Annotated in this window: 19 protein-coding genes and 1 tRNA gene; 15 read left to right on the plus strand and 5 right to left on the minus strand. The window is 67.0% G+C overall.

What is annotated here, in order from left to right; all coding sequences use genetic code 11:
* Positions 1 to 71: 71 nt before the first annotated feature.
* From mgtE to MU449_RS03810, 3 genes are all read left to right on the plus strand, one after another.
* On the plus strand, positions 72 to 1,445 hold the full coding sequence (mgtE, locus tag MU449_RS03800; RefSeq protein ID WP_244736679.1) for a magnesium transporter: 1,374 nt from the start codon (positions 72 to 74) through the stop codon (positions 1,443 to 1,445).
* On the plus strand, positions 1,442 to 1,972 hold the full coding sequence (locus tag MU449_RS03805; RefSeq protein WP_244736680.1) for a 5-formyltetrahydrofolate cyclo-ligase: 531 nt from the start codon (positions 1,442 to 1,444) through the stop codon (positions 1,970 to 1,972). Before mgtE ends, MU449_RS03805 begins: the two co-directional genes overlap by 4 nt.
* A gap of 34 nt (positions 1,973 to 2,006) precedes the next feature.
* Positions 2,007 to 2,088, plus strand: a tRNA-Leu gene (locus MU449_RS03810).
* A gap of 307 nt (positions 2,089 to 2,395) precedes the next feature.
* On the opposite strand, the gene MU449_RS03815 is transcribed toward MU449_RS03810, so the two are convergent.
* The 4 genes from MU449_RS03815 to putA all read right to left on the minus strand — a co-directional run bounded on the left by MU449_RS03815 (position 2,396) and on the right by putA (position 9,056).
* Positions 2,396 to 3,763 carry an FAD-binding oxidoreductase gene (locus tag MU449_RS03815; RefSeq protein WP_244736681.1) on the minus strand — a complete coding sequence of 456 codons (1,368 nt, stop codon included), beginning with the start codon at positions 3,761 to 3,763 and terminating at the stop codon, positions 2,396 to 2,398.
* Positions 3,760 to 4,623, minus strand: coding sequence for a 3-mercaptopyruvate sulfurtransferase (gene sseA, locus MU449_RS03820; protein WP_244736682.1), 864 nt, complete (start codon positions 4,621 to 4,623; stop codon positions 3,760 to 3,762). The genes MU449_RS03815 and sseA overlap by 4 nt, the downstream gene beginning before the upstream one ends.
* Before the next feature lie 25 nt (positions 4,624 to 4,648).
* Positions 4,649 to 5,614 (minus strand): ketopantoate reductase family protein, encoded by a 966-nt coding sequence (locus MU449_RS03825; RefSeq protein ID WP_244736683.1) that lies wholly within the window; start codon positions 5,612 to 5,614, stop codon positions 4,649 to 4,651.
* Between the two features lie 76 nt (positions 5,615 to 5,690).
* Positions 5,691 to 9,056, minus strand: coding sequence for a bifunctional proline dehydrogenase/L-glutamate gamma-semialdehyde dehydrogenase PutA (gene putA / locus MU449_RS03830; protein ID WP_244736684.1), 3,366 nt, complete (start codon positions 9,054 to 9,056; stop codon positions 5,691 to 5,693).
* Positions 9,057 to 9,166: 110 nt separating this feature from the next.
* Between putA and MU449_RS03835 the strand changes: the two genes are divergently transcribed.
* Complete coding sequence (locus MU449_RS03835; protein ID WP_244736685.1) at positions 9,167 to 9,628, plus strand: Lrp/AsnC family transcriptional regulator; 462 nt, start codon at positions 9,167 to 9,169, stop codon at positions 9,626 to 9,628.
* A 9-nt stretch (positions 9,629 to 9,637) separates the two neighbouring features.
* Here the strand turns inward: MU449_RS03835 and MU449_RS03840 are convergent, their stop codons facing one another.
* Positions 9,638 to 10,264, minus strand: coding sequence for a sulfotransferase family 2 domain-containing protein (locus MU449_RS03840; protein WP_244736686.1), 627 nt, complete (start codon positions 10,262 to 10,264; stop codon positions 9,638 to 9,640).
* A 101-nt stretch (positions 10,265 to 10,365) separates the two neighbouring features.
* On the opposite strand from MU449_RS03840, the gene MU449_RS03845 reads away from it, so the two are divergent.
* From MU449_RS03845 to MU449_RS03895, 11 genes are all read left to right on the plus strand, one after another.
* Positions 10,366 to 11,457 carry a glycosyltransferase family 61 protein gene (locus MU449_RS03845; protein WP_244736687.1) on the plus strand — a complete coding sequence of 364 codons (1,092 nt, stop codon included), beginning with the start codon at positions 10,366 to 10,368 and terminating at the stop codon, positions 11,455 to 11,457.
* Positions 11,458 to 11,577: 120 nt separating this feature from the next.
* Positions 11,578 to 12,387 carry a hypothetical protein gene (locus tag MU449_RS03850; protein WP_244736688.1) on the plus strand — a complete coding sequence of 270 codons (810 nt, stop codon included), beginning with the start codon at positions 11,578 to 11,580 and terminating at the stop codon, positions 12,385 to 12,387.
* 130 nt (positions 12,388 to 12,517) lie between these two features.
* The gene (locus MU449_RS03855; RefSeq protein ID WP_244736689.1) at positions 12,518 to 13,600 is read left to right on the plus strand and encodes a hypothetical protein; all 1,083 of its coding nucleotides are present in this window, start codon (positions 12,518 to 12,520) and stop codon (positions 13,598 to 13,600) included.
* Between the two features lie 43 nt (positions 13,601 to 13,643).
* Positions 13,644 to 15,674, plus strand: a complete 2,031-nt coding sequence (locus MU449_RS03860) for a glycosyltransferase family 2 protein (RefSeq protein ID WP_244736690.1) — start codon at positions 13,644 to 13,646, stop codon at positions 15,672 to 15,674.
* A gap of 8 nt (positions 15,675 to 15,682) precedes the next feature.
* On the plus strand, positions 15,683 to 16,834 hold the full coding sequence (locus MU449_RS03865) for a glycosyltransferase family 61 protein (protein ID WP_244736691.1): 1,152 nt from the start codon (positions 15,683 to 15,685) through the stop codon (positions 16,832 to 16,834).
* Positions 16,835 to 16,872: 38 nt separating this feature from the next.
* Positions 16,873 to 17,439 (plus strand): dTDP-4-dehydrorhamnose 3,5-epimerase, encoded by a 567-nt coding sequence (gene rfbC / locus MU449_RS03870; RefSeq protein WP_244738962.1) that lies wholly within the window; start codon positions 16,873 to 16,875, stop codon positions 17,437 to 17,439.
* The gene (rfbB, locus tag MU449_RS03875; RefSeq protein WP_244736692.1) at positions 17,436 to 18,470 is read left to right on the plus strand and encodes a dTDP-glucose 4,6-dehydratase; all 1,035 of its coding nucleotides are present in this window, start codon (positions 17,436 to 17,438) and stop codon (positions 18,468 to 18,470) included. The genes rfbC and rfbB overlap by 4 nt, the downstream gene beginning before the upstream one ends.
* Complete coding sequence (gene rfbD / locus MU449_RS03880) at positions 18,467 to 19,306, plus strand: dTDP-4-dehydrorhamnose reductase (protein ID WP_244736693.1); 840 nt, start codon at positions 18,467 to 18,469, stop codon at positions 19,304 to 19,306. The genes rfbB and rfbD overlap by 4 nt, the downstream gene beginning before the upstream one ends.
* The gene (rfbA, locus tag MU449_RS03885; protein WP_244736694.1) at positions 19,303 to 20,175 is read left to right on the plus strand and encodes a glucose-1-phosphate thymidylyltransferase RfbA; all 873 of its coding nucleotides are present in this window, start codon (positions 19,303 to 19,305) and stop codon (positions 20,173 to 20,175) included. Before rfbD ends, rfbA begins: the two co-directional genes overlap by 4 nt.
* A gap of 96 nt (positions 20,176 to 20,271) precedes the next feature.
* On the plus strand, positions 20,272 to 20,748 hold the full coding sequence (locus MU449_RS03890) for an NUDIX hydrolase (protein WP_244736695.1): 477 nt from the start codon (positions 20,272 to 20,274) through the stop codon (positions 20,746 to 20,748).
* Positions 20,749 to 20,776: 28 nt separating this feature from the next.
* Entirely contained in the window at positions 20,777 to 22,276 is a 1,500-nt protein-coding gene (locus MU449_RS03895; protein WP_244736696.1) for an inorganic phosphate transporter, read from the plus strand.
* Positions 22,277 to 22,297: the final 21 nt, after the last annotated feature.

The following is a 22,297-nucleotide window of genomic DNA, read 5'->3' on the forward strand; positions in this document are numbered from 1 at the left end:
CGCCCCTCGCTTTATTTTGCGGTTACACTAAACCCTCCAACTGGCGATGAATACCGGAACGGAGTGGCAGCATGACGGAAACAGACCTTCGGGCACATGAGGACGAGGGTCTGACGGAGCGCCGTGTCGATACGATCCTGGACGCGGTGGAGGCGGGCGACGTGCCACGGCTGACTGCGGAACTGGATGGGCTGCATCCGGCCGACGCGGCCGACCTTCTGGAGCAGATCAGCCCCGAGGAACGGCGCGACCTGTTGAAGTTGTGGCAGAATCTGGATGGGGAGGTCCTGTCGGAGATCAGCGATTCGATCCGGGAGGAGGTGATCGAGACGCTGGCGCCGGAAGTTCTGGCCGAGGCGGTGCGCGAGTTGGACACCGACGACGTGGTGGACATTCTTGAAGACCTTGATCCGCCGCAGCACGCCGTCATTCTGGATGCCCTGGACCGTGTGGACCGCGTCGCGGTGGAGCGGGCACTGACCTATCCCGAATATTCCGCCGGTCGTCTGATGCAGCGGGAGACGGTGATCGCCCCTGAACATTGGTCGGTGGGGGAGACGATCGACTTCCTGCGCGAGGCCGAATGGCTGCCCGAGCAATTCTATCACGTCATCCTTGTCGATCCGCGGATGAAACCGGTGGCCTATGTCACGCTGGGGCGCATTCTGTCGTCGCGCCGGGATGTGGGGCTGCGGACCCTGTCGGAAGAAAGCTTTCGGACATTTCATCCCGAGGATCCAGAGGCCGAGGTCGCTTATCAGTTCAACCAGTATCACCTGATCTCGGCCCCGGTGGTCGACGGGGACGGGCGGTTGGTCGGGGTGATCACCATTGATGACGCGATGAACGTGTTGGATGAGGAGCATCAGGAGGACATCCTGCGCCTCGCCGGTGTGAGCGACGAAAGCGCCATTTCCGACAGTGTGCGAGAAACGCTGCGCGCGCGGACGCCTTGGCTGCTGGTGAACCTATTAACCGCCAACATTTCGGCGTGGGTCATTTCGCAGTTCGAGGCGACGATTTCGGTGATCGTGGTTCTGGCGGCGTTGATGCCGATCATCGCGTCGATGGGCGGGAATGCGGGGACGCAGTCGCTGACCGTGGCGGTTCGGGCGCTGGCCACGCGGGATCTGACCTCTTCGAACGCGCCGCGCGTGGTGCGGCGGGAGGTGATCGTCGGGGTGCTGAACGGCCTGCTGTTTGCGTTGATCATGGGATTGGCGGGGGTGTTTCTTTATGGCGGCAGCGCGCTCTTGGGGGCGGTGATCGCCATGGCGATGATCATCAATCTGGCTGTGGCGGCCTTTGCCGGGGTTCTGGTGCCGATCGGGTTGAACAAGCTGAAGCTGGATCCGGCCTTGGCCTCTGGGACTTTCGTGATGACGTTGACGGATGTCGTGGGGTTCTTCGCCTTTCTGGGGCTGGCGACGGTGATCCTGCTGTGAAGGACGCCGCGCGGCAGGCGGCCCGGGCGACGCGGGCGGCGGCGGCCGGGCGCGAGGCGGCATCCCTGGCGCTGGTTCGGGCGTTGGAGGGGTTTCGCGGGCAGCGGTTGGCCGGATATCTGCCGATCGGACATGAGGCCGACCCCGTGCCGGCGATGACGGCGCATGACGGGCCGGTGGCGGTGCCGGTGATCGATGGACCGGCCCGCCCGCTGCGGTTTCGGGCGTGGCATCCAAACGCGGATCTGGTGAAGGGGCCGCTGGGGACGGTGGCCCCTGCCTCGGGCGACTGGCTTGTGCCGCAGGTGGTGATCGTGCCGCTTCTGGCTTTTGATAGGCGGGGATACCGCCTGGGGTATGGCGGCGGGTTTTACGACCGGACGATTCAGGCCTTGCGGGCGGCGGGGCCGGTGACCGCCTTGGGCTTTGCGTTGGCGGCGCAGGAGGTCGCGGAGGTTCCCACCGACATCCATGATCAGCGTCTGGATATGATCGTAACTGAAGGCGGAGTGCGGTTCTTTCATTGACCGGCGGGGCTGCCCACCCTAGGACTGGCGCGATGCGGGCGTGGTGAAATGGTAGACACTAGGGTCTTAAACACCCTTGCTTCGGCGTACCGGTTCGAGTCCGGTCGCCCGCACCACGGCTTTCCGGCTTTTTCGACAGGGTGGGAATGTAGTTTTTCTGGGTGGGGTTGAACGTTCCGGTCGATATGGGCATCAGGTTCCGCACATGGCTTGCCCGTGTTTTCCGCAGCGTGATCGCGTGGGGTGGGTGATCGCCGGAACATAAAAGCCCCCACTGTGGATAGCCCGAATGGCGAGGCGAACGCGGTGTGCCACATATGTTGCGCCGGGGGTTGGGGGCACGTGTCGTGCGGGGGGGCGCGGTCTGACTGGAAAGAGTGCCGGGTGGGGTGAAACTGGCGTGTCCGGCCGGTTACAGCGTTTTCACGCCAGGATCTTGCCGGGATTCATGATGCCCTTCGGGTCCACCGCGTGCTTCAGCGCTGCCATCAGACGTAAGGCGGCGGGGTCGTATTCCTGGGCGAGATAGCCGATTTTGCCGGTGCCGACCCCATGCTCGCCCGTGCAGGTCCCCCCTACGGCCAAAGCGTGAGCGACCAGAGCGGTGTTGACGGCCTTGACGGCGGCGATCTCGGTGGGGTCGGTCACGTCGAGGGCGAAGACGATGTGAAAGTTGCCATCCCCCACATGACCGAGGATGGCGGCGGGAACGGGGCAGGTGGCCAGAAGATCCCGCGCCTTCCGAACGGCGCCTGCCAGTTCGGACACCGGCACGCATACATCCGAGGACCAGCCTTTCGCGCCCGGACGTGTTCCGACCACGGCATACCAAGCGTTATGCCGCGCTTTCCACAGGCGCGCGCGGGACGGGGCGTCGGTCGCCGCCTCGAACCCCTGTCCGCCGCAATCGGCCACGATGTCCCCCACCTGTTCGGCCTGTTCGGCCACGCCGGCGTCCGAGCCGTGGAACTCGAACGCCAGCGTGTCGGCGATGGGCAGCGACAGGCCCGACGCCTCGTTCACCATGCGGATCAGGTCGCGATCCATCAATTCCATGCGGGCGACGGGAATGCCGAATTGGGTGACCATCGTCGCCGCAGCCACCGCCGCGTCGATGTCGTCGAAATGACAAAGGGCGGCCGAGATGGCCTGCGGAATGCCGAACAGGCGCAGCGTCACTTCGGTGATGATGCCAAGGGTGCCTTCGGACCCGACGAACAGGCGTGTCAGATCATATCCGGCCGCGGATTTGCGCGCGCGGGATGCGGTGGTGATCACCTCGCCATCGGGCAGGACGACCTTCAGTGACAGCACCACCTCGCGCATGGTGCCATAGCGGACGGCGCTGGTGCCCGAGGCGCGGGTGGCCGCCATGCCCCCCAGTGTGGCATTCGCGCCGGGGTCGATGGGAAAGAACAGGCCCTGATCGCGCAGATGGGTGTTCAGCCCCTCCCGCGTGACGCCCGCCTGAACGGTGCAGTCCAGATCCTCGGCGCTGACGCGCAGAACGCGGTCCATCTGCGTCAGATCGACCGAGATGCCGCCCCGCACCGCCGTCAACTGTCCCTCAAGCGAGGTGCCTGCGCCGAAGGGGACGACCGGCACCCCCGCCGCGTGGCACTGGCGCAGGATCGAGGCGACCTCCTCCGTGCTTTGGGCGTGGATCACGGCGTCGGGCGGGGCCACGCTGTGCCAGGCCTCGCCGCCGCCATGCTGATCGCGCAGCGCGGGCGAGGTGGAGAATCGCGGCCCGAAGTCGGCGGCGAGGGCGGTGAACAGCGCGTCCGTCATACGGCGTCCGCCGGGCCGGTGGCCACGGGCGTGTCGGTGCCTTGGCCCCATTCGGACCACGATCCGTCATAGACGGCCACGTCGTCCCGGCCCAGCAGAGCCAGCGCGAAGGCCAGCGCCGCCGCCGTCACCCCCGACCCGCAAGAGGTGATGATGGGCCGGTCCAGATCGACGCCCGCCTGCACGAACCGGTCGCGCAGCGCCTCGGGCGGCAGAACCTTGCCCGTGGCCGGATCGGACAGGGCGTTGAACGGCAGGTTGCGGCTGTGGGGGATGTGCCCCGACCGAAGACCCGCGCGGGGTTCGGGCACGCGCCCTTCGAACCGTTCGGCGCTGCGGGCGTCAACGACCTGCGCCGTGGGATGGTCAAGATTGGCCAGCACCGCCGCGCGGTCGGCGATCAGGTTCGGGTTCAGGTTGGGGGTGAATGTGGCCTCGGCGGGGATGGGCGGTTCGGTCGTGATGGGCCGCCCCTCGGCCCGCCATGCCTTCAGGCCACCATCCAGCACCGCCACATTGGTGTGCCCGAACAGCCGCAATGTCCACCACGCCCGCCCCGCCGACATTAGGCCCGCAGCGTCATAGACGACGACCGGAGCCCCATCCGCGATGCCGAGCCGCCCCGCGACGCGTGTGAAGTCGGCAGGGGCGGGGATCATGTGGGGCAGGGCGGAGGCGGGGTCCGCGATGCCGTCGATGTCGAAGAACCGCGCCCCCGGAATGTGCCCGGCGGCATAGAGCGCCGCTGCGTCGGGGTCCGCCCCCGGCAGGGTGAAGGTCGCGTCCAAGAGGACGACATCGTCCAGATGGCGGGCCAGCCAATCGGTCGACACAAGCGGTCCGGGAAGAACATGGGTCATGGGGGGCACCTTTGGCGTGATGGGATCAGGCGGCGCGCGCGGCGTGCGTCAGTTCGTTCAAATCGAGATCGCCCGGCGCCCCGCCCGAGGCGGCCAACCGCGCCGCCAGCCGTTGCACCGCCCGGTTCCACGGCGTCGGCACGCCGTGCATCATCCCCAGGCGGGCGATTTCGCCGTTCAGGTAATCGACCTCGCTCCGCGCGCCGCGGGTGAAGCTTTGCCAGGTCGATTGGCCGGTGGGTTCGTCATCCGCACCGCGCATTACCTTCCAGCCCGAAATGTCGACCTTTCGCTCGTCCCGCTCTGCCGGGGCCAGGCCTGCGGCTTCCAGGACGGTCCGCGCCTCGTCGGTGATGTGGCGGGCGGCGTCGGTGGGGTCGCCGGAGAAGAGTTCCAGCGCGTTTCGGACATTGTGCAGCAGCTTGGCTGCTTTCCAGCGGGTGATGTCGGGGCGCGCCTCGGCCAGGGAATTGGCGGCGGTCAGGTCCGCCACGATACGGTCGACCGTGGCGTCCGTGCCTTCGGGATACCGCCCCACCACCACCGAGGCCAGTTGCGGACCGGACCGGACCGTGACCTTGCCCGTATCCACGAACACCGCCGGAACGAGGATGCTGGCTGCATAGACCTTCGAGAAGCGCCGCGCGGCGATGCGTTCGGCCTCCAGCCCGTTCTGAAGCGTGACCAGCGGCAGATCGGCGGCAACGCCACCGCCCGCGACCGGCAGGTCGGCCCAATGGGCGGTCGTGCCCTCCACATCCTGCGTCTTGACCGTCAGGATAAGGATGTCGTCCCGGGTCAGGTCGGTGTCGGCGGCCACCTTCAGCGGCACCGTCCGCGTGCCCGAGGGGCGCACATAGGTCAGGCCGTGCGCCCGCAGGTGGTCAAGCTGCGCGCCGCGTCCGATCAGGAGATAGTCGATCCCCGCCAGGTCGTATTCCGCCGCCAGCGCCTGCCCGACAGCCCCCGCCCCGATGATCACATACCGCATTCGCCCGCCCCTCAACCTGCTTTGCGCGACCATAGGCCGAAGGCAATCGGGGTGGCAACACCCCAGCCCAGCGGCGTCAGCTGGCCAGAAGGGCCGCGTTGCCGCCCGCGGCGGTGGTGTCGACGCACAGATGCCGTTCATGCGCGATGTGCCCAAGGTCGGGCAGGGCGGTCAGAAGGGGCAGGATCGCCCCGGCGCGCGCCGCCAGCGCGGTGGCATAGGCGCGCCCCTGGCCGTCATCGCCCCACCACATCGCGGCGGAAAACCCGTCCAGCCGTGTCAGCGCGTCCGGGGCCAGACGCCCCGCCACGCGGATGGCCTGGCCGCCCAAGGCTTCCACCTCGGTCGCCTGCGCCTCGACCGCGGGGCCGAGGCAGAGGATCGGCGGGCGGGTCACACGCGTCAGGCGGTTCAGCTCTCCGGTCGGGCCGGGCAGGATCCGCTCCTCCAACCGGGCCGGGGTGAAGGTGGCCAGTTGGGACCGGATTGCCCCCTCATTCGCCGGTCCGCTGTCCGGGGCAGGGTGCGCGCCGTCGGGGCGGGCCGCCTTCGTGAAGCGGGGGACGTAATCCGGGCCGCCTGCCTTGGGCCCGGTGCCCGACAGCCCCTCGCCGCCGAAGGGCTGGCTGCCGACCACCGCCCCGATCTGGTTGCGGTTGACATAGATATTCCCGACATGGACCGCGTCCGTCACCGACTGAACCCGATCGTCGATGCGGGTGTGCAGGCCGAAGGTCAGGCCATATCCGGCGGCGTTGATCTCGGCCACGACGCGGTCGATCGCGCCGCCCTTAAAGGTGGCGACATGCAGGACCGGGCCGAACACCTCCTGTTCCAGATCCGCGATGCCCGACACGCGCAGGAGGGTGGGGGCGATGAAGGTGCCCTGCTGCGGGGCGGTGCCCTTGTGGATCACGCGCCCGGCGTTGGCGGCAAGATAGGCGGCAATCCCGTCGCGCGCCCGCGCGTCGATGACGGGCCCCACATCGGTGTCCAGCCGCCACGGATCGCCCACGCGCAATTCGTCCATCGCGCCCTTGATCATGTCGACCAGATGCGGGGCGATGTCGTCCTGGACATACAGACAGCGCAGGGCCGAACAGCGTTGCCCGGCCGAACGGAAGGCCCCGTTGACGATGTCGCGCACCGCCTGTTCCGCCAGGGCGGTGGAATCGACGATCATCGCGTTCAGCCCTCCGGTCTCGGCGATCAGGGGGGTGCCGGGGGCCAGATGCGCGGCCATGGTGCGGGCGATGGTCTGCGCCGTGGCGGTCGATCCGGTGAAGACGATCCCGCCGATGCGCGGATCGCTTGCCAGCGCCGTGCCGACGACGGGGCCATGACCGGGCAGCAATTGCAGCGCCGTCTGCGGCACGCCCGCGCGGTGCAGCAGGTCCACGGCGAAGGCGGCGACAAGGGGCGTCGCCTCGGCCGGTTTGGCGATGACGGCGTTGCCCGCCATCAGGGCGGCGGCGATCTGTCCGGTGAAGATGGCCAGCGGAAAGTTCCACGGGCTGATCGCGCCGATGATGCCGCGCGCCGGACCCGTCACCGGCTGATCGGCGTAATAGCGCAGGAAGTCCACCGCTTCGCGCAGTTCGGCCACGGCGTCGGGCAGGGTCTTTCCCGCCTCGCGCGCAAGAAGGCCGAAGATGGGGCCGAAGGCATCCTCGTAAAGATTTGCGGCGCGGCGCAGGACGGCCGCGCGGTCCGGGGCGGGAATGTCCCACGGGCGGGCATCGTCGATGGCGCGGGTGGCGGTGGCGGCATCGGCCATGATCACCTGACCGACGGGCTGGCCCGTGGCGGGGTTGAGGATGTCCTGCGCCGGGCCCGTGCCGGGGCGCACGGTTCGGGGATGGGCGGGGGCGGGATCGGCGTTGCGCGCGGCCATGATGCGGTCCAGCGTCGCCCCTTCGCTCAGATCGAACCCCATGGAATTGCGGCGGGTGCCGAACAGGTCCATCGGGGCGACCAGCGCGGCGGGGGGCTGGCGTGGCGTGGCGAAGGGGTCGCGGGCCACCTCCTCCGGCGGGACGCCTTCATCCACGATCTGGTTGACGAAGCTGCTGTTCGCGCCGTTTTCCAGCAGGCGCCGCACCAGATAGGCCAGAAGGTCGCGGTGCGCGCCGACGGGGGCATAGATGCGGCAGCGGCCCCCGGTGTCGCGCAGGGTGATGTCGTGCAGGCGTTCGCCCATGCCGTGCAGGCGCTGGAATTCGAACCGCCGACCGTTCGCCATGTCCAGAATGGCCGCGACCGTATGGGCGTTGTGCGTGGCAAATTGCGGATAGATGCGGTCGGCATGGTCGAACAGCTTGCGCGCGTTGGCGATGAAGCTGATGTCGGTCGCGGGTTTCGAGGTGAAGAGCGGAAAGTCGGGATGCCCGTCCACCTGCGCGCGCTTGATCTCCGTATCCCAATAGGCGCCCTTGACCAGACGCACCATGATCCGCCGGTCGTGCCGCACCGCCATGGCGTGCAGCGCGTCGATGGTCGCCCCCGCCCGCTTGCCATAGGCCTGCACGACGACGCCGAACCCGTCCCACCCCGCCAGGGACGGGTCGGCTAGCACCGCCTCGATCACCTTCAGCGACAGGACCAGCCGGTCCTGCTCCTCGGCGTCGATGTTCAGGCCCATGTTCGCGGCCCGCGCCTGACGCGCCAGACGCAGGACGACGGGCACGAGTTCGCGCATCACGCGGCCTTCCTGCGCCACCTCATACCGGGGATGCAGGGCCGAAAGCTTGATCGAGATGCCGGGATTGGCCTCCACCGATCCCTTGTCGCAGGCGTGGGCGATGGCGGTGATCGCATCCTGATAGGCGCGGTCGTAGCGGGCGGCATCGGCGCCGGTCATCGCCGCCTCGCCCAGCATGTCGTAGCTGTAGGTGAAGCCCTGCGCTTCGCGCGATCTGGCGCGGGACAGGGCGGCGTCGATGGTCTGGCCCAGAACGAACTGGCGCCCCATTTCCTTCATCGCGCGGCCGACGGCGGTGCGGATCACCGGTTCGCCCAGACGGCGCACCATGCGGCGCAGGGTGCCGCCCTGATCGTCGTCCAGCACCTTGCCCGTCAGCATCAGCGCCCAGGTGGAGGCGTTGACCAGCGGCGAGGTCGCCTCGCCCAGATGCCGCCCCCAGTCGGAGGGGGTGATCTTGTCTTCGATCAGCGCGTCGATGGTGACGCGATCGGGCACGCGCAGCATGGCTTCGGCCAGACACATCAGGGCCACGCCTTCGCGGGTGGACAGCCCGTATTCGGACAGGAAATGCTCCATCAGCGACGGCTTCGCCTCGGCCCGGATGCGGCGGACCAGATCCGCGCCGCGCCGGGCGATGCGCTGCCGCGCCGCCTCATCCAGATCCGCCTGCATCGCAAGGTCGGCCAGAAGGGCGGTTTCGTCCCGGAATTTCGCATCGGTGGTAAAGGCGTGGTCCATCCCGAACTCCTTGTTGTCCGGCAAGTATAGGGGATGGACCGCAGGTGATGTCGCCAATATCCTGCGATATCCTAGGCGATCGGAATATTCTGGCAGGGGGCTTTGGTGCGATGGCGGATCTGGACAAGGTGGATCGACGGATACTTGAGGAACTGGTTCGCAACGCGCGAATCCCCGTGTCGTATCTGGCGCGCGCCGTGGGGCTGTCGAAGACGCCGGTCGCCCTGCGCATCCGGCGGATGGAGGAGATGGGGCTGATCGCGGGATACCGGGCCATGATCTCGCCCATGAAGCTGGGTCTGACGCATGTCACCTATCTGGAGGTCAGCCTGTCGGACACGCGGGAAAAGGCGTTGCAGCAGTTCAACGCCGCCATCCGCGCCATCCCCGAGGTGGAGGAATGCTATATGATCGCCGGCGGGTGCGATTATCTGGTCAAGGTCCGGTCGCGCGACATGGCCGATTTCCGGCGGATCATGGCGGAGGACATCTCGGTCCTGCCGTTCATCAACAACACCTCCAGCCTCGTGTCGATGGAGGCGGTGGTGGAGCAGAGCCCGCTGGCGTTCTGAGCCGGCCCGTCAGGTCGTGGCGGACGGGCGATACCGGTCGAACCGGGCGTAATCGTCGGCGTAATGTTCGCGGATCATCGCCGCAAGGTCGGGATCGACGGGGGCGCTGTCATAGGTGCCGACCAGCGCCCGCCCGATGGGGGCCACCGTCGTCGGGCCCGCCCAATCGTCCAGCCAGGCCGACAGGCCGTCCAGCCCGTCCTCCAGATGAAAAATCGTGCACCATTCGGGAACGAACGCGCCCTGTGTGCGGAAATGATCGTCATAGCGGGCGTGTTCGCCGTCGTTGAACCCCCGCACCCGGGTCAGCCAGGTTTCCAACGTCTCCTCGGCCGGGATCTTGCCGCGTTTGGTCTGATGGTAATGAAAGGCGCTGCGCACCCGCGCCACCGGATCACGCACCACGGCAAAGCCCGCATCGAAGAACCCATCGGGGAACAGCAGCGCCAGTTGCCTGGCAGGCAGGTGCTGGGGCGAGGTGCGTGTCCAGTTGTGCTTGTTGCCCGGCGCATGGCGGCGGTTCAGGAAGGCCGCGGGCCCGAAGCGTCGGACCAGATGATCTTCGATGCTGGTTCCGGCGCATTTCGGCACATGGGCGAAAAACAGCAATTGGCCCGCGTGTTTGAATATCGGCATCGGTCGTCCCTGTCGCATGTCGCCGGGGAAAGATTGACCTAGGCGGGCGTCCTTGGCAAGATCACCCGACCGCAAGAGCGCAGCCGGAGACCGACGAAGACATGGACAGGCCCCAGGTTCCGGATGTCCGGTTGCCCGCCCCGAACCCGGCGGATGGATGGGCGCGCAGCGTTCTGCGGGTGCAGGGCGGGGTGATCGATCCGGCGGATGGCGGGCTGTGGCATCAGGGCGCGCTGTGCCCCGAGGCCGCGCTTTATCGTTGGCGGCGGGCGCAGCGCGGCGGGCGCGGCACCTGCCCAAGCGCGGCGCAGCCCCTGGCCGGGCGGCATCTGTGGGGCGGCACGCTGTTCTTCCATTTCGGACATTTTCTGGCCGAATCCCTGCAACGCCTGTGGGGCGCGGCCGACAGCGGCGCCCAGTCGATCCTGTTCACGCCCGAACGCCTGCGCGGCAAGCGGCCCGATCAGTTGGCCGGGTATCAAAAGCAGATCCTGGAACGGCTGGGCATCACCTTGCCGGTGCGCATCGTCTATGACCCCCTTCAGGTGGAGGATCTGATCATTCCGGGGCCGGGCTTCGGTCTGGGCGTCATGGCGACCGGTACGCCCGAGTTTCGCGATTTCGCGCGGCGGCTGGATCCCGGGCCTGCGGCGGGCGGGGCGAAGAAGCTCTATATCTCGCGCACGGCATTGCACAAGAAGACGGGCAGCGTTCTGGCCGAACAGGCGCTGGAACGGATGCTGGCGGCCGAGGGGTTCGCGATCTATCACCCCCAGCGGCATTCCATCGCCGATCAATTGGCCACCTTCCGCAACGCGACCCATCTTCTGGGGCCGGACGGGTCGGCCTTTCATCTGGCGGGGTTCATCACGCAGCCGCATCAGACCTTCACCCTGATCAAACGCCGCAGCGCCAAGGAATACATCACCTTCTTCGACCAACTGGTGGGGGCGGGCGCGGATGTGGCGGTGATCGACGCCGTGGCGGCGGACTGGATCCGGCCCGGCAAGACCAAAGCCGACGACATGAGCTGGGGCGAGCTGGATTTCGCGGCCCTGTCAGTCGCACTTCTGGAGCGGGGATTGATCGACCGCCCCTTGCCCGAAACGGCCCCCCCTTTCGATGCCGAGATGGACGAGATTGCCGCGATCCACAACGGGGCGATGACGCGCATCCCCGTGGCCGCCGCCTGATGGCGCGCCGCACGGTGGTCTAGGACCCCGTTCAGAAACGCCGCCCTATCTTTCCCCGCGTCAAGTGAAGGGATGGGCGATGATCGGGAACGACTGGGCAGCAGGCGGCGGGGTGGGATCATGACCGGCGTGGGGATCGGGCTGACCGTGGCCCAACCGATGTCCGGGGTGTCGGGCGCCGGTGCGCGGCCCTGGACGCCGCAGGATCTGCCGGCCCTTCGGGCGTGGTGGGATGCGTCGGATCGGGGAACGATGACCCTGGACGGGGCGGCCCTTGGCCAGTGGCGCGACAAGGTCGGCGGCATTGTGTGGACACAGGACACGGCGGCAAGCCGCCCCCAGTGGAACGCCACGGCCCGCAACGGCACGCCGGGGGTCATCCTGTCGGGCGGGCGGACGATGGCGGGCGGGATCGGTGGCCTGCCCTTGGCGGCGGCGGCGCGGTCCATGCTCGTCTCGGCCTGGTCGGACGAACCGGCGGTCGGGCGGGTGGTGTTCGGCTGGGGCCGGTTCGCGCGCGGGCAGATGATGTGCCTGCGGGTCGGGACGCGGTCGGATGCGATGCGGATCGACAAGCATTCGAACCCGGAAAATGCCACGGTCACCTGGGATGGGAAGGACCGTTGCGTCATCCACACCCGCGATGCGGGCACGACGGGGACGTTCGCATTCTGGGTGGACGGCACGGCCGGCGGGTCGGGCACCGGGGCGGGCATGGCCACCGCCACCGGCGGGTCGCAGCTTGGCAGCTATCCCGACGGCAGCAATGTGCCGGAGGCGACGGTCGTGCAGCAGATCCTAGTGTTCGACGACGTGCTGACGACCGAGGCGCGTCACAGGCTGGAAGGGTGGGAATCGCACAAGACGGGCAAGGGGGGCTGGAACCTGCCCGAAGGTCATCCGTTCCGCGCCGCCCCGCCCATGGTCTGACACGCCAATCCCGAACAGGGGCGGGCCCCCGGGGCCGGGGCCGCCCCATCGGACAATCGTTCATTGACTAGTTCACATGCATCGGGAATGAATAGCGTTATTCCCGAACGGCAAAATGTTGGACCAGGATATGACCGCGACCCCGCACCTTCATGACCTCTCCATTATCTTCGTTCTGGACCCGCCGGGATTGACCCGCGACAGCATCGTGCTGCTGTCCTCCATCCGTCACGTTCTGGGCGATGTGAAGGTCATCGCCTATTGCCCGTCGAACAAGCGCGAATTCCTGTTCCCCTATGTCACCGAATTCTATGACCGCATGGGGGCGGAGATCCGGTTCATGGAGCCGACGGACGCCTTCGCCTCGTTCTACAAGCAGGGCAACAAGATCCTGGCCTGTCTGGAGCCGCGCGACACCGAATACACCCTGTTTCTGGACACCGACACGGCCATCGTGGCCCCCTTCGACCGCGCCGATCTGGTGGGCGCGGGCGAGGTGGGCGTCGTGCCCGAAGGGGTGCAGGGCTGGGGCGGCAACCCCGGATCGTGGGAATACGTTTATGACAAGTTCGGCCTGCCTTTCCCCGAGGAGCGCGTCCGTCTGATCCGCAGCCACAAGCTGAGCCTGCCGTATTGGAATGCGGGGATGATCGCCTTTCCCACCGGCTCGGGCTTTGCCGAAAGCTGGTTCCGCGTGGCGACCGAACTGGATGCCGACCCGAATGTCGTGAACAAGCGCCCGTGGCTCGATCAGATCGCCCTGCCGCTGGCGATCGCGGCCAGCGGGCTTGGCGCGCGCGAATTGGGCAAAGAATGGAACCTGTCCATCTCGCATCCCGGGCATGAGCGGCATCATGAGAAGTTCTTTCGCAACATCAACGCGGTGGAGGCGAAGATCGTGCATTTCCACCAGGCCAAGTTCTTCCGCGGCACGCGGTTCGCCGAGGTGGCGGATCAGGCCATCGCGGCCAACACCAAGTTCGCCGATCTGGCCGAACTGACCGCGCCCGGCGATGCGATCGCCGCGCGTCGCGCCGAGGTGTGGGGGCGGTTTGGCGAGTTGAAGAAGATCAAGGTGCGCTCGCCCGAAGAGAAGGCCGAGATGCATTTGCTGAGCCAGGAAAAGAACCAGATCAAGGCCCGCCGCACCAGCTTGGATCTTCAACTGCAATCCGCCCCCGACAGCATCGTGAAGCCGAAGGTGTCGGGTTGACGCGCCCGACCGGAACCGCCTTGCGACAGAAGGGTCCGAAGGCATGACACCCAAATCGCCCGACCTTGCCCCCATCGGTTCCCTGTGGATCGACGGCGCGATCTCATGGTTGGAGATCGCATCGCTGCAGAGCTTTGTCGATCTGGGGCATGACGTCGTGCTCTATACCTATGGCGATGTGCCCAACGCGCCGAAGGGCGTGACGGTGCGCGATGCGCGCGAGGTGTGGGAGAACGAGGATATCCTCGTTTACAAAAGTGCAAACAGCCCCGCCCTTCACGCCGACATCTTTCGCGTGAAGATGGTTTTGGTGACGGGCCGGGTGTGGGTTGATACGGACGTCATCGCCCTCAAGCCATTCCTCAAAAGCGCCGAGTGGTTCATCGGCCATGAGCGGGAAGACAAGCTTGAGCTTGGGAACGCCGTTTTCGGAATGCCGCAGACATCGAAGCTGCTTGGCAAACTGGATGACCTGTTTTCCGCGCCGCAGCCCGTCCCGCCATGGATGAACCGCAAGCAGCGGGACGAGATCACCCGTCGTTGGCAGGAAGAGCCGGGGTTCGGCATCGGTGATCTGCCATGGGGCACATTCGGCCCGAAGGCCGTGACCCAATTCGCCATCGCGACCGAGGAAATCGGGCACGCGGCCCCGCAATCGGCGTTCTTCCCCGTGGCGTTCAACGACCGCAAGGTTCTGGTCGATCCAAGCCAGGCCGAGGATCTGGACGCGCGGATGGCGGAAGCGGGCAGCTACTCCGTCCACCTTTATTCCCGCTGGTTGCGCAAGGTGGCGTCGCGCTCCGATATCGGTCTGCCTGATCGGAACAGCTGGATCGGGCGCTGGGCCGCCGGGCGGGGGATCGTGGACTATCCGTCCCCCGTGCGCGCGCCGGCGGCGACCGAAGCGACGCCGGACGATGCCCCGCCGCAGGATCCCGCCGCCGTCAAGGCCGCCCGAGAGGAAGCGCGCCGGATCGAGGCCGAGGTCGCCGCCGCCAGCGCCGCCGCCCTGTCCGATCTGGAGGCGCGCAAGGCCCGCATTCCCGGCGGGCCGAACCTGTCCCGCCACGGCAATGTCCGCATCGTGACCATGGCGAAGGACGAAGGGCCCTATGTCCTGGAATGGGTGGCGCATCATCATGTGCTGGGGTTCACCGACATCCTCGCCTATACCAACGATTGCACCGACGGCACGGACGAGATGTTCGACGCGCTGGCGGCCTGCGGATTGTGCACCCGGCTGGACAACCCGCAGTGGCGGGACAAGCCGCCGCAGTCGCGAGCGCTGCACTGGGCCGAGCAGAACCCGCTGGTCATTGGCGCGGACTGGCTGCTGGTCATGGATCTGGACGAATTCGTGACGGTGAAGGGGGGCGATCACCGGATCGACGGCCTGATCGACGAGGTTCTTGGGCGCGACGCGACCGGCCTGTGCCTGACCTGGCGGTTCTTCGGCAGTGCGGGTGCGCGGGACTTCGAGGCGGGGCCCGTCACCGAACGGCTGACGCAGGCCGCGCCCGACGATTTCGTCAAGGGGTCGGGCATCAAGACCCTGTTCAAGACCGACCCGCATCTGGCGCTGGCCATCCACCGCCCGTATCTGAACATGCGCTTCGCCCGGAGCGAGGAGGGCAAGGCCTATCCCGTGGCGTGGGTGAACGGCGACGGCGAGGCGATTGACGGCAAGAACCTTAAATGGCGGCTGAACATCCGCGAGATCGGCTATGGCCTGGCGCAGATGAACCATTACGGTGTGAAATCGCGCGAGGAATACATGCTGCGCCGCCTGCGCGGGGATGTTCTGGACAATCATTCCAAATACGACGAAGGCTATTTCGGCCTGTTCGACCGCAACGAGATCGAGGACCGGTCGGCCCTGCTACTGAAGGCCCGCCGCGATGCGCTGATTGCGGACTTGCTGACCGTCCCGGCCGTGCGCGCCGCCGCCGACCTTGTGGAAAAGCGGCGGCAGGCGAAACTGGCGCGGCTGCGCGCCTCGGACGGGTTCGAGGCGGCGATGGACCGGCTGGAACCGCTGCCGATCGACGTCGCGATGAAGGTGAAACGGAAATGAAGACGGGCATGGCGCAACGCAAAGGGGACGGGGTGAATATGGATACAAGTCAGATGCCCATGCCCGATGCCGGATGGTCGCGCGAGATTCCGGTGCTGAACGACGCGATCGTCTGGCCCGCCGGGGAAATGCGCCGTGTGCAGATGTGCGGGCTGACCCACTCCGATGGGCGGGATGTGCCGGAAGGGGCCTTGTTTCGCGGGGATACCCGCCTGATGACCCCGGTCGTGGACCGCGAGCCGCCGACGGCGCGCCTGTCCGGGCGTCACATCTGGGGCGGTCAGGTCTTCGCCCATTTCGGCCACTTCCTGACCGAAAGCATCTCGCGCCTCTGGGCCGTCAAGAACAGCGATGCCGAAAGCCTGATCCTGATCGGCAAGCATGAAAATCTGGTCGATCTGTCGAAATGGCAGAAGCGGTTTCTTGAGATCATGGAGATCGACAAGCCGATCACCTTCATCCGCGAACCGACCCGGATCGAGACGCTGGAGGTGCCGGGGCAGGGCTTCGGTCTTGGTCCCATCGCGCTTGGCACGCCCGAATTCCGCGCCTCGTTGAACGTGCTGGAGCGGACGGTGGCGCCGCAGGGGGCGGAGAAGATCTATATCTCGCGCACCAAGACCGGCAAGAAGGGCCGCATCCTGAACGAGGTCGCGCTGGAGGCCAACCTGATCGCGCAGGGCTATACCGCCTATCATCCGCAGGAACACAGCCTTGAGGATCAGCTGGCCCAATACCGCGCGGCCACCCATGTCATCGGTCTGGACAGTTCCGCCTTCCACCTGCTGGGGCTGGTGGCGCGGCCCGATCAGAAGATCGCGGTGATCCTGCGGCGCAACATGATGGCCTATATCAACATCGAACGGCAGTTGACGGGGATGCTGGGCCGCCGCCCCGACATCATCAACACGTTGTTGGGCGATTGGATGCCGCCGGGGCAGAAGGCCGCGAACCGTCTCAGCTGGGGGCAGGTGGACCACGCGCTGCTGGGCCAGCGTCTGACCGAGCTTGGGTATATCGACATGCCGGACCGTTGGGCCGTGCCGACCGAGGCCGAGTTCAACGTGGCGTTCGCCAAGTTCAAGAAGCGGTTCGGCGGCGAGGTCGTCTTCCGCCCGGTTGACGAACCCATCGAAAAGATGATTGAGCACACGTTCTGACCAGGCCCAAACAGACAGTGATGGCGGAGACTGCCGGAATGAAGATCGAGACGACCGCCCTCGACGGGGTGATGCTTCTGACCCCCCGACGCTTCGGGGACACGCGCGGGTTCTTTGCCGAAAGCTGGAACCGCAAGACCCTGTCGGCGGCGGGTCTGGACCTGCCGGACTTCGTGCAGGACAACCATTCGCTGTCGGCCAAGGCCGGAACGGTGCGCGGATTGCACTTCCAGTCCCCGCCCCATGCGCAGGGCAAGCTGGTCCGCTGCGGACGCGGGGCGCTGTTCGACGTCGCGGTGGATGTGCGGGTGGGCAGCCCCACCTATGGCCATTGGTTCGGGGCCGAGTTGTCCTTTGACAACGGCGTGCAGCTTTGGATTCCGGCGGGATTCCTGCACGGATTCCTGACCTTGGTCGATGATACCGAGATTTGTTACAAATGCACCGATCACTACGCGCCCGAATGCGACGGTGCGGTGCGGTGGGACAGCGCGGGCATCGACTGGCCCATGCCGGACGGGGTGACGCCGCTTCTGTCCGACAAGGACGCCGCCGCCGGAACGCTGGCCGATTTCAAATCCCCCTTCACGATGGACAAGGCATGAAACTCCTGATCACCGGCGGGGCCGGCTTCATCGGGTCGGCCGTGGTGCGGCAGGCGATCCGCGACGGCCATGCGGTCGTGAACGTCGACGCGCTGACCTATGCCGCCTGTCTGGACAACGTGGCCGACGCGGCCACCAGCCCGGATTACACGTTCGAGCATGTGGACATCCGCGACCGCGCGGCCCTGGACCGCGTCTTTGCCGCCCACCGCCCCGATGCGGTGATGCATCTGGCCGCCGAAAGCCATGTGGACCGGTCCATCGACGGGCCGGGGGATTTCGTGCAGACGAACGTGATCGGCACCTTCAACATGCTGGAAGCCGCCCGCGCCTATTGGACCGCGCAGGGCCGCCCCGAGGGGTTCCGCTTCCACCACATCTCCACCGACGAGGTGTTCGGCACGCTGGGAGAGACGGGGCAGTTCACCGAAGACACCCCCTACGCGCCCAACAGCCCCTATTCCGCGTCGAAGGCGGGGTCGGATCATCTGGTGCGGGCGTGGCATGAAACCTATGGTCTGCCGGTGGTGATGACCAACTGCTCGAACAATTACGGGCCCTATCACTTCCCCGAAAAGCTGATCCCGGTGGTGATCCTGAAGGCCCTGGCCGGGGAACCGATCCCCGTTTACGGCAAGGGGGAGAACGTCCGCGACTGGCTTTATGTCGAGGATCATGCCGACGCCCTGCTGACCGTGGTGCAAAACGGCGCGGTCGGCCGCAGCTACAACATCGGGGGCGAGAATGAGGCGCGCAACATCGACATCGTGCAGACCATCTGCGCGATCCTCGACCGCAAGCGGCCGAAGGATGCCGCCTATGCCGACCAGATCACCTTCGTGACGGACCGTCCGGGCCACGACCTGCGCTATGCCATCGACCCCGAACGCATCCGCACCGAACTGGGTTGGCGCCCGTCGGTCACGCTGGAGCAGGGTCTGGAAAAGACCGTCGACTGGTATCTGGGGCATGAGGAGTGGTGGCGCCCCTTGCAGGCCCGCGCCGGCGGGCGGCTGGGGACCAAGGCATGATCCTCGTCTTCGGAAGCACGGGGCAGGTTGCGCAGGAATTGCGCCGCCGCCTGCCGGACGCGACGTTCCTGTCGCGCGATCAGGCCGATCTGTCCGATCCCGCCGCCTGCGCCGCCGCGATCATGGCGCATGACGCAACTGCCGTGATCAACGCCGCCGCCTGGACCGCCGTGGACAAGGCCGAGACCGAGGAGCCCGCCGCCACCGTCGTGAACGGCGACGCCCCCGCCGCCATGGCGCGCGCCTGTGCGGATAAGGGCATTCCCTTCGTCCATATCTCCACCGACTATGTCTTCGACGGCACGGGCACACGGCCCTGGCGGCCCGAGGATCCCACGAACCCGATCGGCGCCTATGGCCGGTCGAAGCTGCGGGGCGAGGAAGGGGTCGCGGCGGCGGGCGGCGTGCACGCGATCCTGCGGACAAGCTGGGTGTTTTCCGCCCACGGCGCGAATTTCGTCAAGACCATGCTGCGGCTGGCCGATCGCGGGGCGCTGAACGTGGTGGCCGATCAGGTGGGCGGCCCCACCGCCGCCGCCGACATCGCCGAGACCTGCATCGCCATGGCTCGCGGTCTGACGCGGGACACCTCCGGCATCTATCACCTGTCGGGCGGGCCGGATGTGAGCTGGGCCGATTTCGCGCGGGAAATCTTCGCGCAGGCGGGATGCCACGTGACGGTCACGGACATTCCCTCCTCCGCCTATCCCACCCCGGCCAAGCGCCCGGCGAACAGCCGGATGGACTGCTCCGCCCTCGCCACATTCGGCCTGACGCGCCCCGACTGGCGCACGGGGCTGACCGATGTATTGAAAGACCTGGAGGTCGCACGATGACGCAGCGCAAGGGGATCATTCTGGCCGGCGGTTCGGGCACGCGCCTTTATCCCATCACGATGGGCGTGTCGAAACAGCTTCTCCCGCTGTATGACAAGCCGATGATCTATTACCCGCTGTCGGTTCTGATGCTGGCGGGAATACGGGACATCGCGATCATCACCACCCCGCAGGATCAGGACCAGTTCCAGCGTCTGATGGGCGATGGCAGCCAGTGGGGCATTCGGATCACCTGGCTGGTGCAACCGTCGCCCGACGGGCTGGCGCAGGCCTATCTGATCGCGCAGGCGTTTCTGGACGGCGCACCTTCGGCGATGGTTCTGGGCGACAACATCTTCTTCGGCCACGGTCTGCCGGACCTAATGAAGGCGGCGGATGCGCAGCCGCAGGGCGGGACGGTCTTCGGCTATCACGTGGCCGACCCCGAACGCTATGGCGTGGTCGCCTTCGATGCCGAGGGGCGGGTGGAGACGATCATCGAAAAGCCCGAGGTTCCTCCCTCGAACTATGCCGTCACCGGCCTTTATTTCCTTGACGGCACCGCGCCGGAACGGGCGGCGTCCATCGCGCCTTCGCCGCGGGGGGAGTTGGAGATCACCTCCCTCTTGGGGACCTATCTTCAGGATGGCCAGCTGACGGTGCAACAGATGGGACGCGGCTATGCCTGGCTCGACACCGGAACCCATGCCAGCCTGCTTGATGCCGGGAACTTCGTCCGCACGCTGGAGGAACGTCAGGGCCTGCAGACCGGCAGCCCGGACGAGATCGCGTTCACCCAAGGCTGGATCGACGCGGCGGGCCTGCAAAGCCGGATCGACATCTTCCGCAAGACGAATTACGGCAAGGCGCTGATGCAACTGTTGGACTAGGGTCGCACCCCGCAACTTGTAACAGTTTTATGACGTTTATGCTCGATTGTTCCCGTATCCGCTGATAGGGCGGAGGCAACTTCGGGGGCGTGACGCATGCTGAAAACAATCTGGAACGAGTTCATCGCGCCGATCCTGCGGCGTCCGTCGCGGTATCAGGTGGCGGCGCTGTGCTGGCACGAGGCGGGCGCGGGGATCGAAATCCTCCTCATCTCCTCGCGCACGACGAAGCGGTGGATCCTGCCGAAGGGCTGGCCGAAATCGGGCCATGACGGTGCGGGCACCGCGCTGGAAGAGGCGTGGGAGGAGGCGGGCATCCGCGCCGACCGCGCCGAACCCGCCCTTGTCGGCCGCTATTCCTATCGCAAACGGCTGAGCGGCGATGTGCCGGTGCACACGCTGGTCGATGTCTATGCCATCCACGTCACGCAGCTGGCGGACCGCTTCCCCGAGGCGGGCCAGCGCGACCGCCGCTGGTTCGCGCCCGAACAGGCGGCCGGGCTGGTGGATGAACCCGAACTTGCGGCCCTGCTGCGGCGCAGCCCGGATCTGCTGCGCGCGCCCGCCCCCTGACATAACCCAGAATTCCCGGACCCTTACGATGACTGATGGACAAGACCAGCGGCTGCGCGATCAGCCCGAGCCGGGCTGGCGGGTGCTCGACCGCGACCTGAACCGGATCTCCCGCGTCGAATACGCCACCACCTATGTCGCGCAGCCCTTGGTGGCGGTGGGGCTGGCGATGGTGTTCGTGGCCCTGGCCGCGATCTGGGCCGCGCTGATCGCGGGCGGGGGGGCGGGCAGCCTGATCATCGTCGTGGCCTCGGCCTTTGCCGCCTATCTCGCGTTGAACATCGGCGCCAACGATGTGGCCAACAACATGGGCCCGGCGGTGGGGGCCAACGCCCTGACGATGACGGGCGCGCTGATCATGGCGGCGATCTGCGAAACGGCGGGCGCGCTGATTGCCGGGGGCGACGTGGTGGATACCATCGCCAGCGGGATCGTGGCCCCGGCCAGTCTGGCGGACGAGCGGATCTTCGTGATCGCGATGATGGCGGCGCTGCTGTCCTCGGCCCTATGGCTGAACCTTGCGACATGGCTGGGCGCGCCCGTGTCCACCACCCATGCCATCGTCGGCGGGGTGGCGGGCGCGGGGATCGCCGCGGCGGGGTTCGGGGCGGTGGATTGGGGCGGGATGTCGCGCATCGCCCTGAGCTGGGTCGTCTCGCCCGTTCTGGGGGGAGGGCTGGCGGCGGCCGCGCTTTGGGTGGTGCACCGGCTGGTGATCGACCGGCCCGACAAGATCGTCGCCGCCCGCACCTGGGTGCCGGTCCTGATCGCGGTGATGGCCTGGGCGTTCGGCACCTATCTTGCGCTGAAGGGGCTGCGGCATGTGTTCGCCATCACGCTGGGGCAGGCGCTGCTGATCGGGATGGCCTGTGCGGTTCTGTCCTGGGCGCTGGCCAAACCCTATATCCGGCGGCGGTCGAAAGGGTTGGAGAACCGCAACAAGTCGTTGAAGGTGCTGTTCCAGCTTCCCCTCGTCCTGTCCGCCGCGTTGATGAGCTTTGCCCACGGCGCGAACGATGTGTCGAACGCGATCGGCCCCTTGGCCGCGATCGTGGCGACGCTGGGCCATTCGGGCGGCGCCGGAGGCTTTGCCGTGCCGCTATGGGTGATGGTCATCGGCGCGCTGGGGATCTCGGTCGGGCTGATGCTGTTCGGGCCGCGCCTGATCCGCATGGTGGGCGACCAGATCACCAAGCTGAACGCGATGCGCGCCTATTGCGTGGCGCTGTCGGCGGCGATCACCGTGATCGCGGCCAGTTGGCTGGGCCTGCCGGTCAGTTCCACCCATATCGCCATCGGCGGGGTGTTCGGCGTCGGCTTCTTCCGCGAACGTGTGGAGGCGCGCCGTATGCGGCAGATGGCCGGCACCGTGGACATCCCCAGCATGGCGACCGAGGAGCGGCAGCGCCGCAAGCTGGTGCGCCGGTCGCATTTCATGACGATCATCGCGGCCTGGGTGATCACCGTGCCGGCGACGGCCACCGTGTCGGGTCTGGTCTTCGTGGTGCTGCGGATGCTTCAGACCTGACCGCGCAAGGGACCGGCCCGC

The organism is Falsirhodobacter halotolerans (genome assembly GCF_022899245.1).
GTDB lineage: Bacteria > Pseudomonadota > Alphaproteobacteria > Rhodobacterales > Rhodobacteraceae > Falsirhodobacter > Falsirhodobacter halotolerans.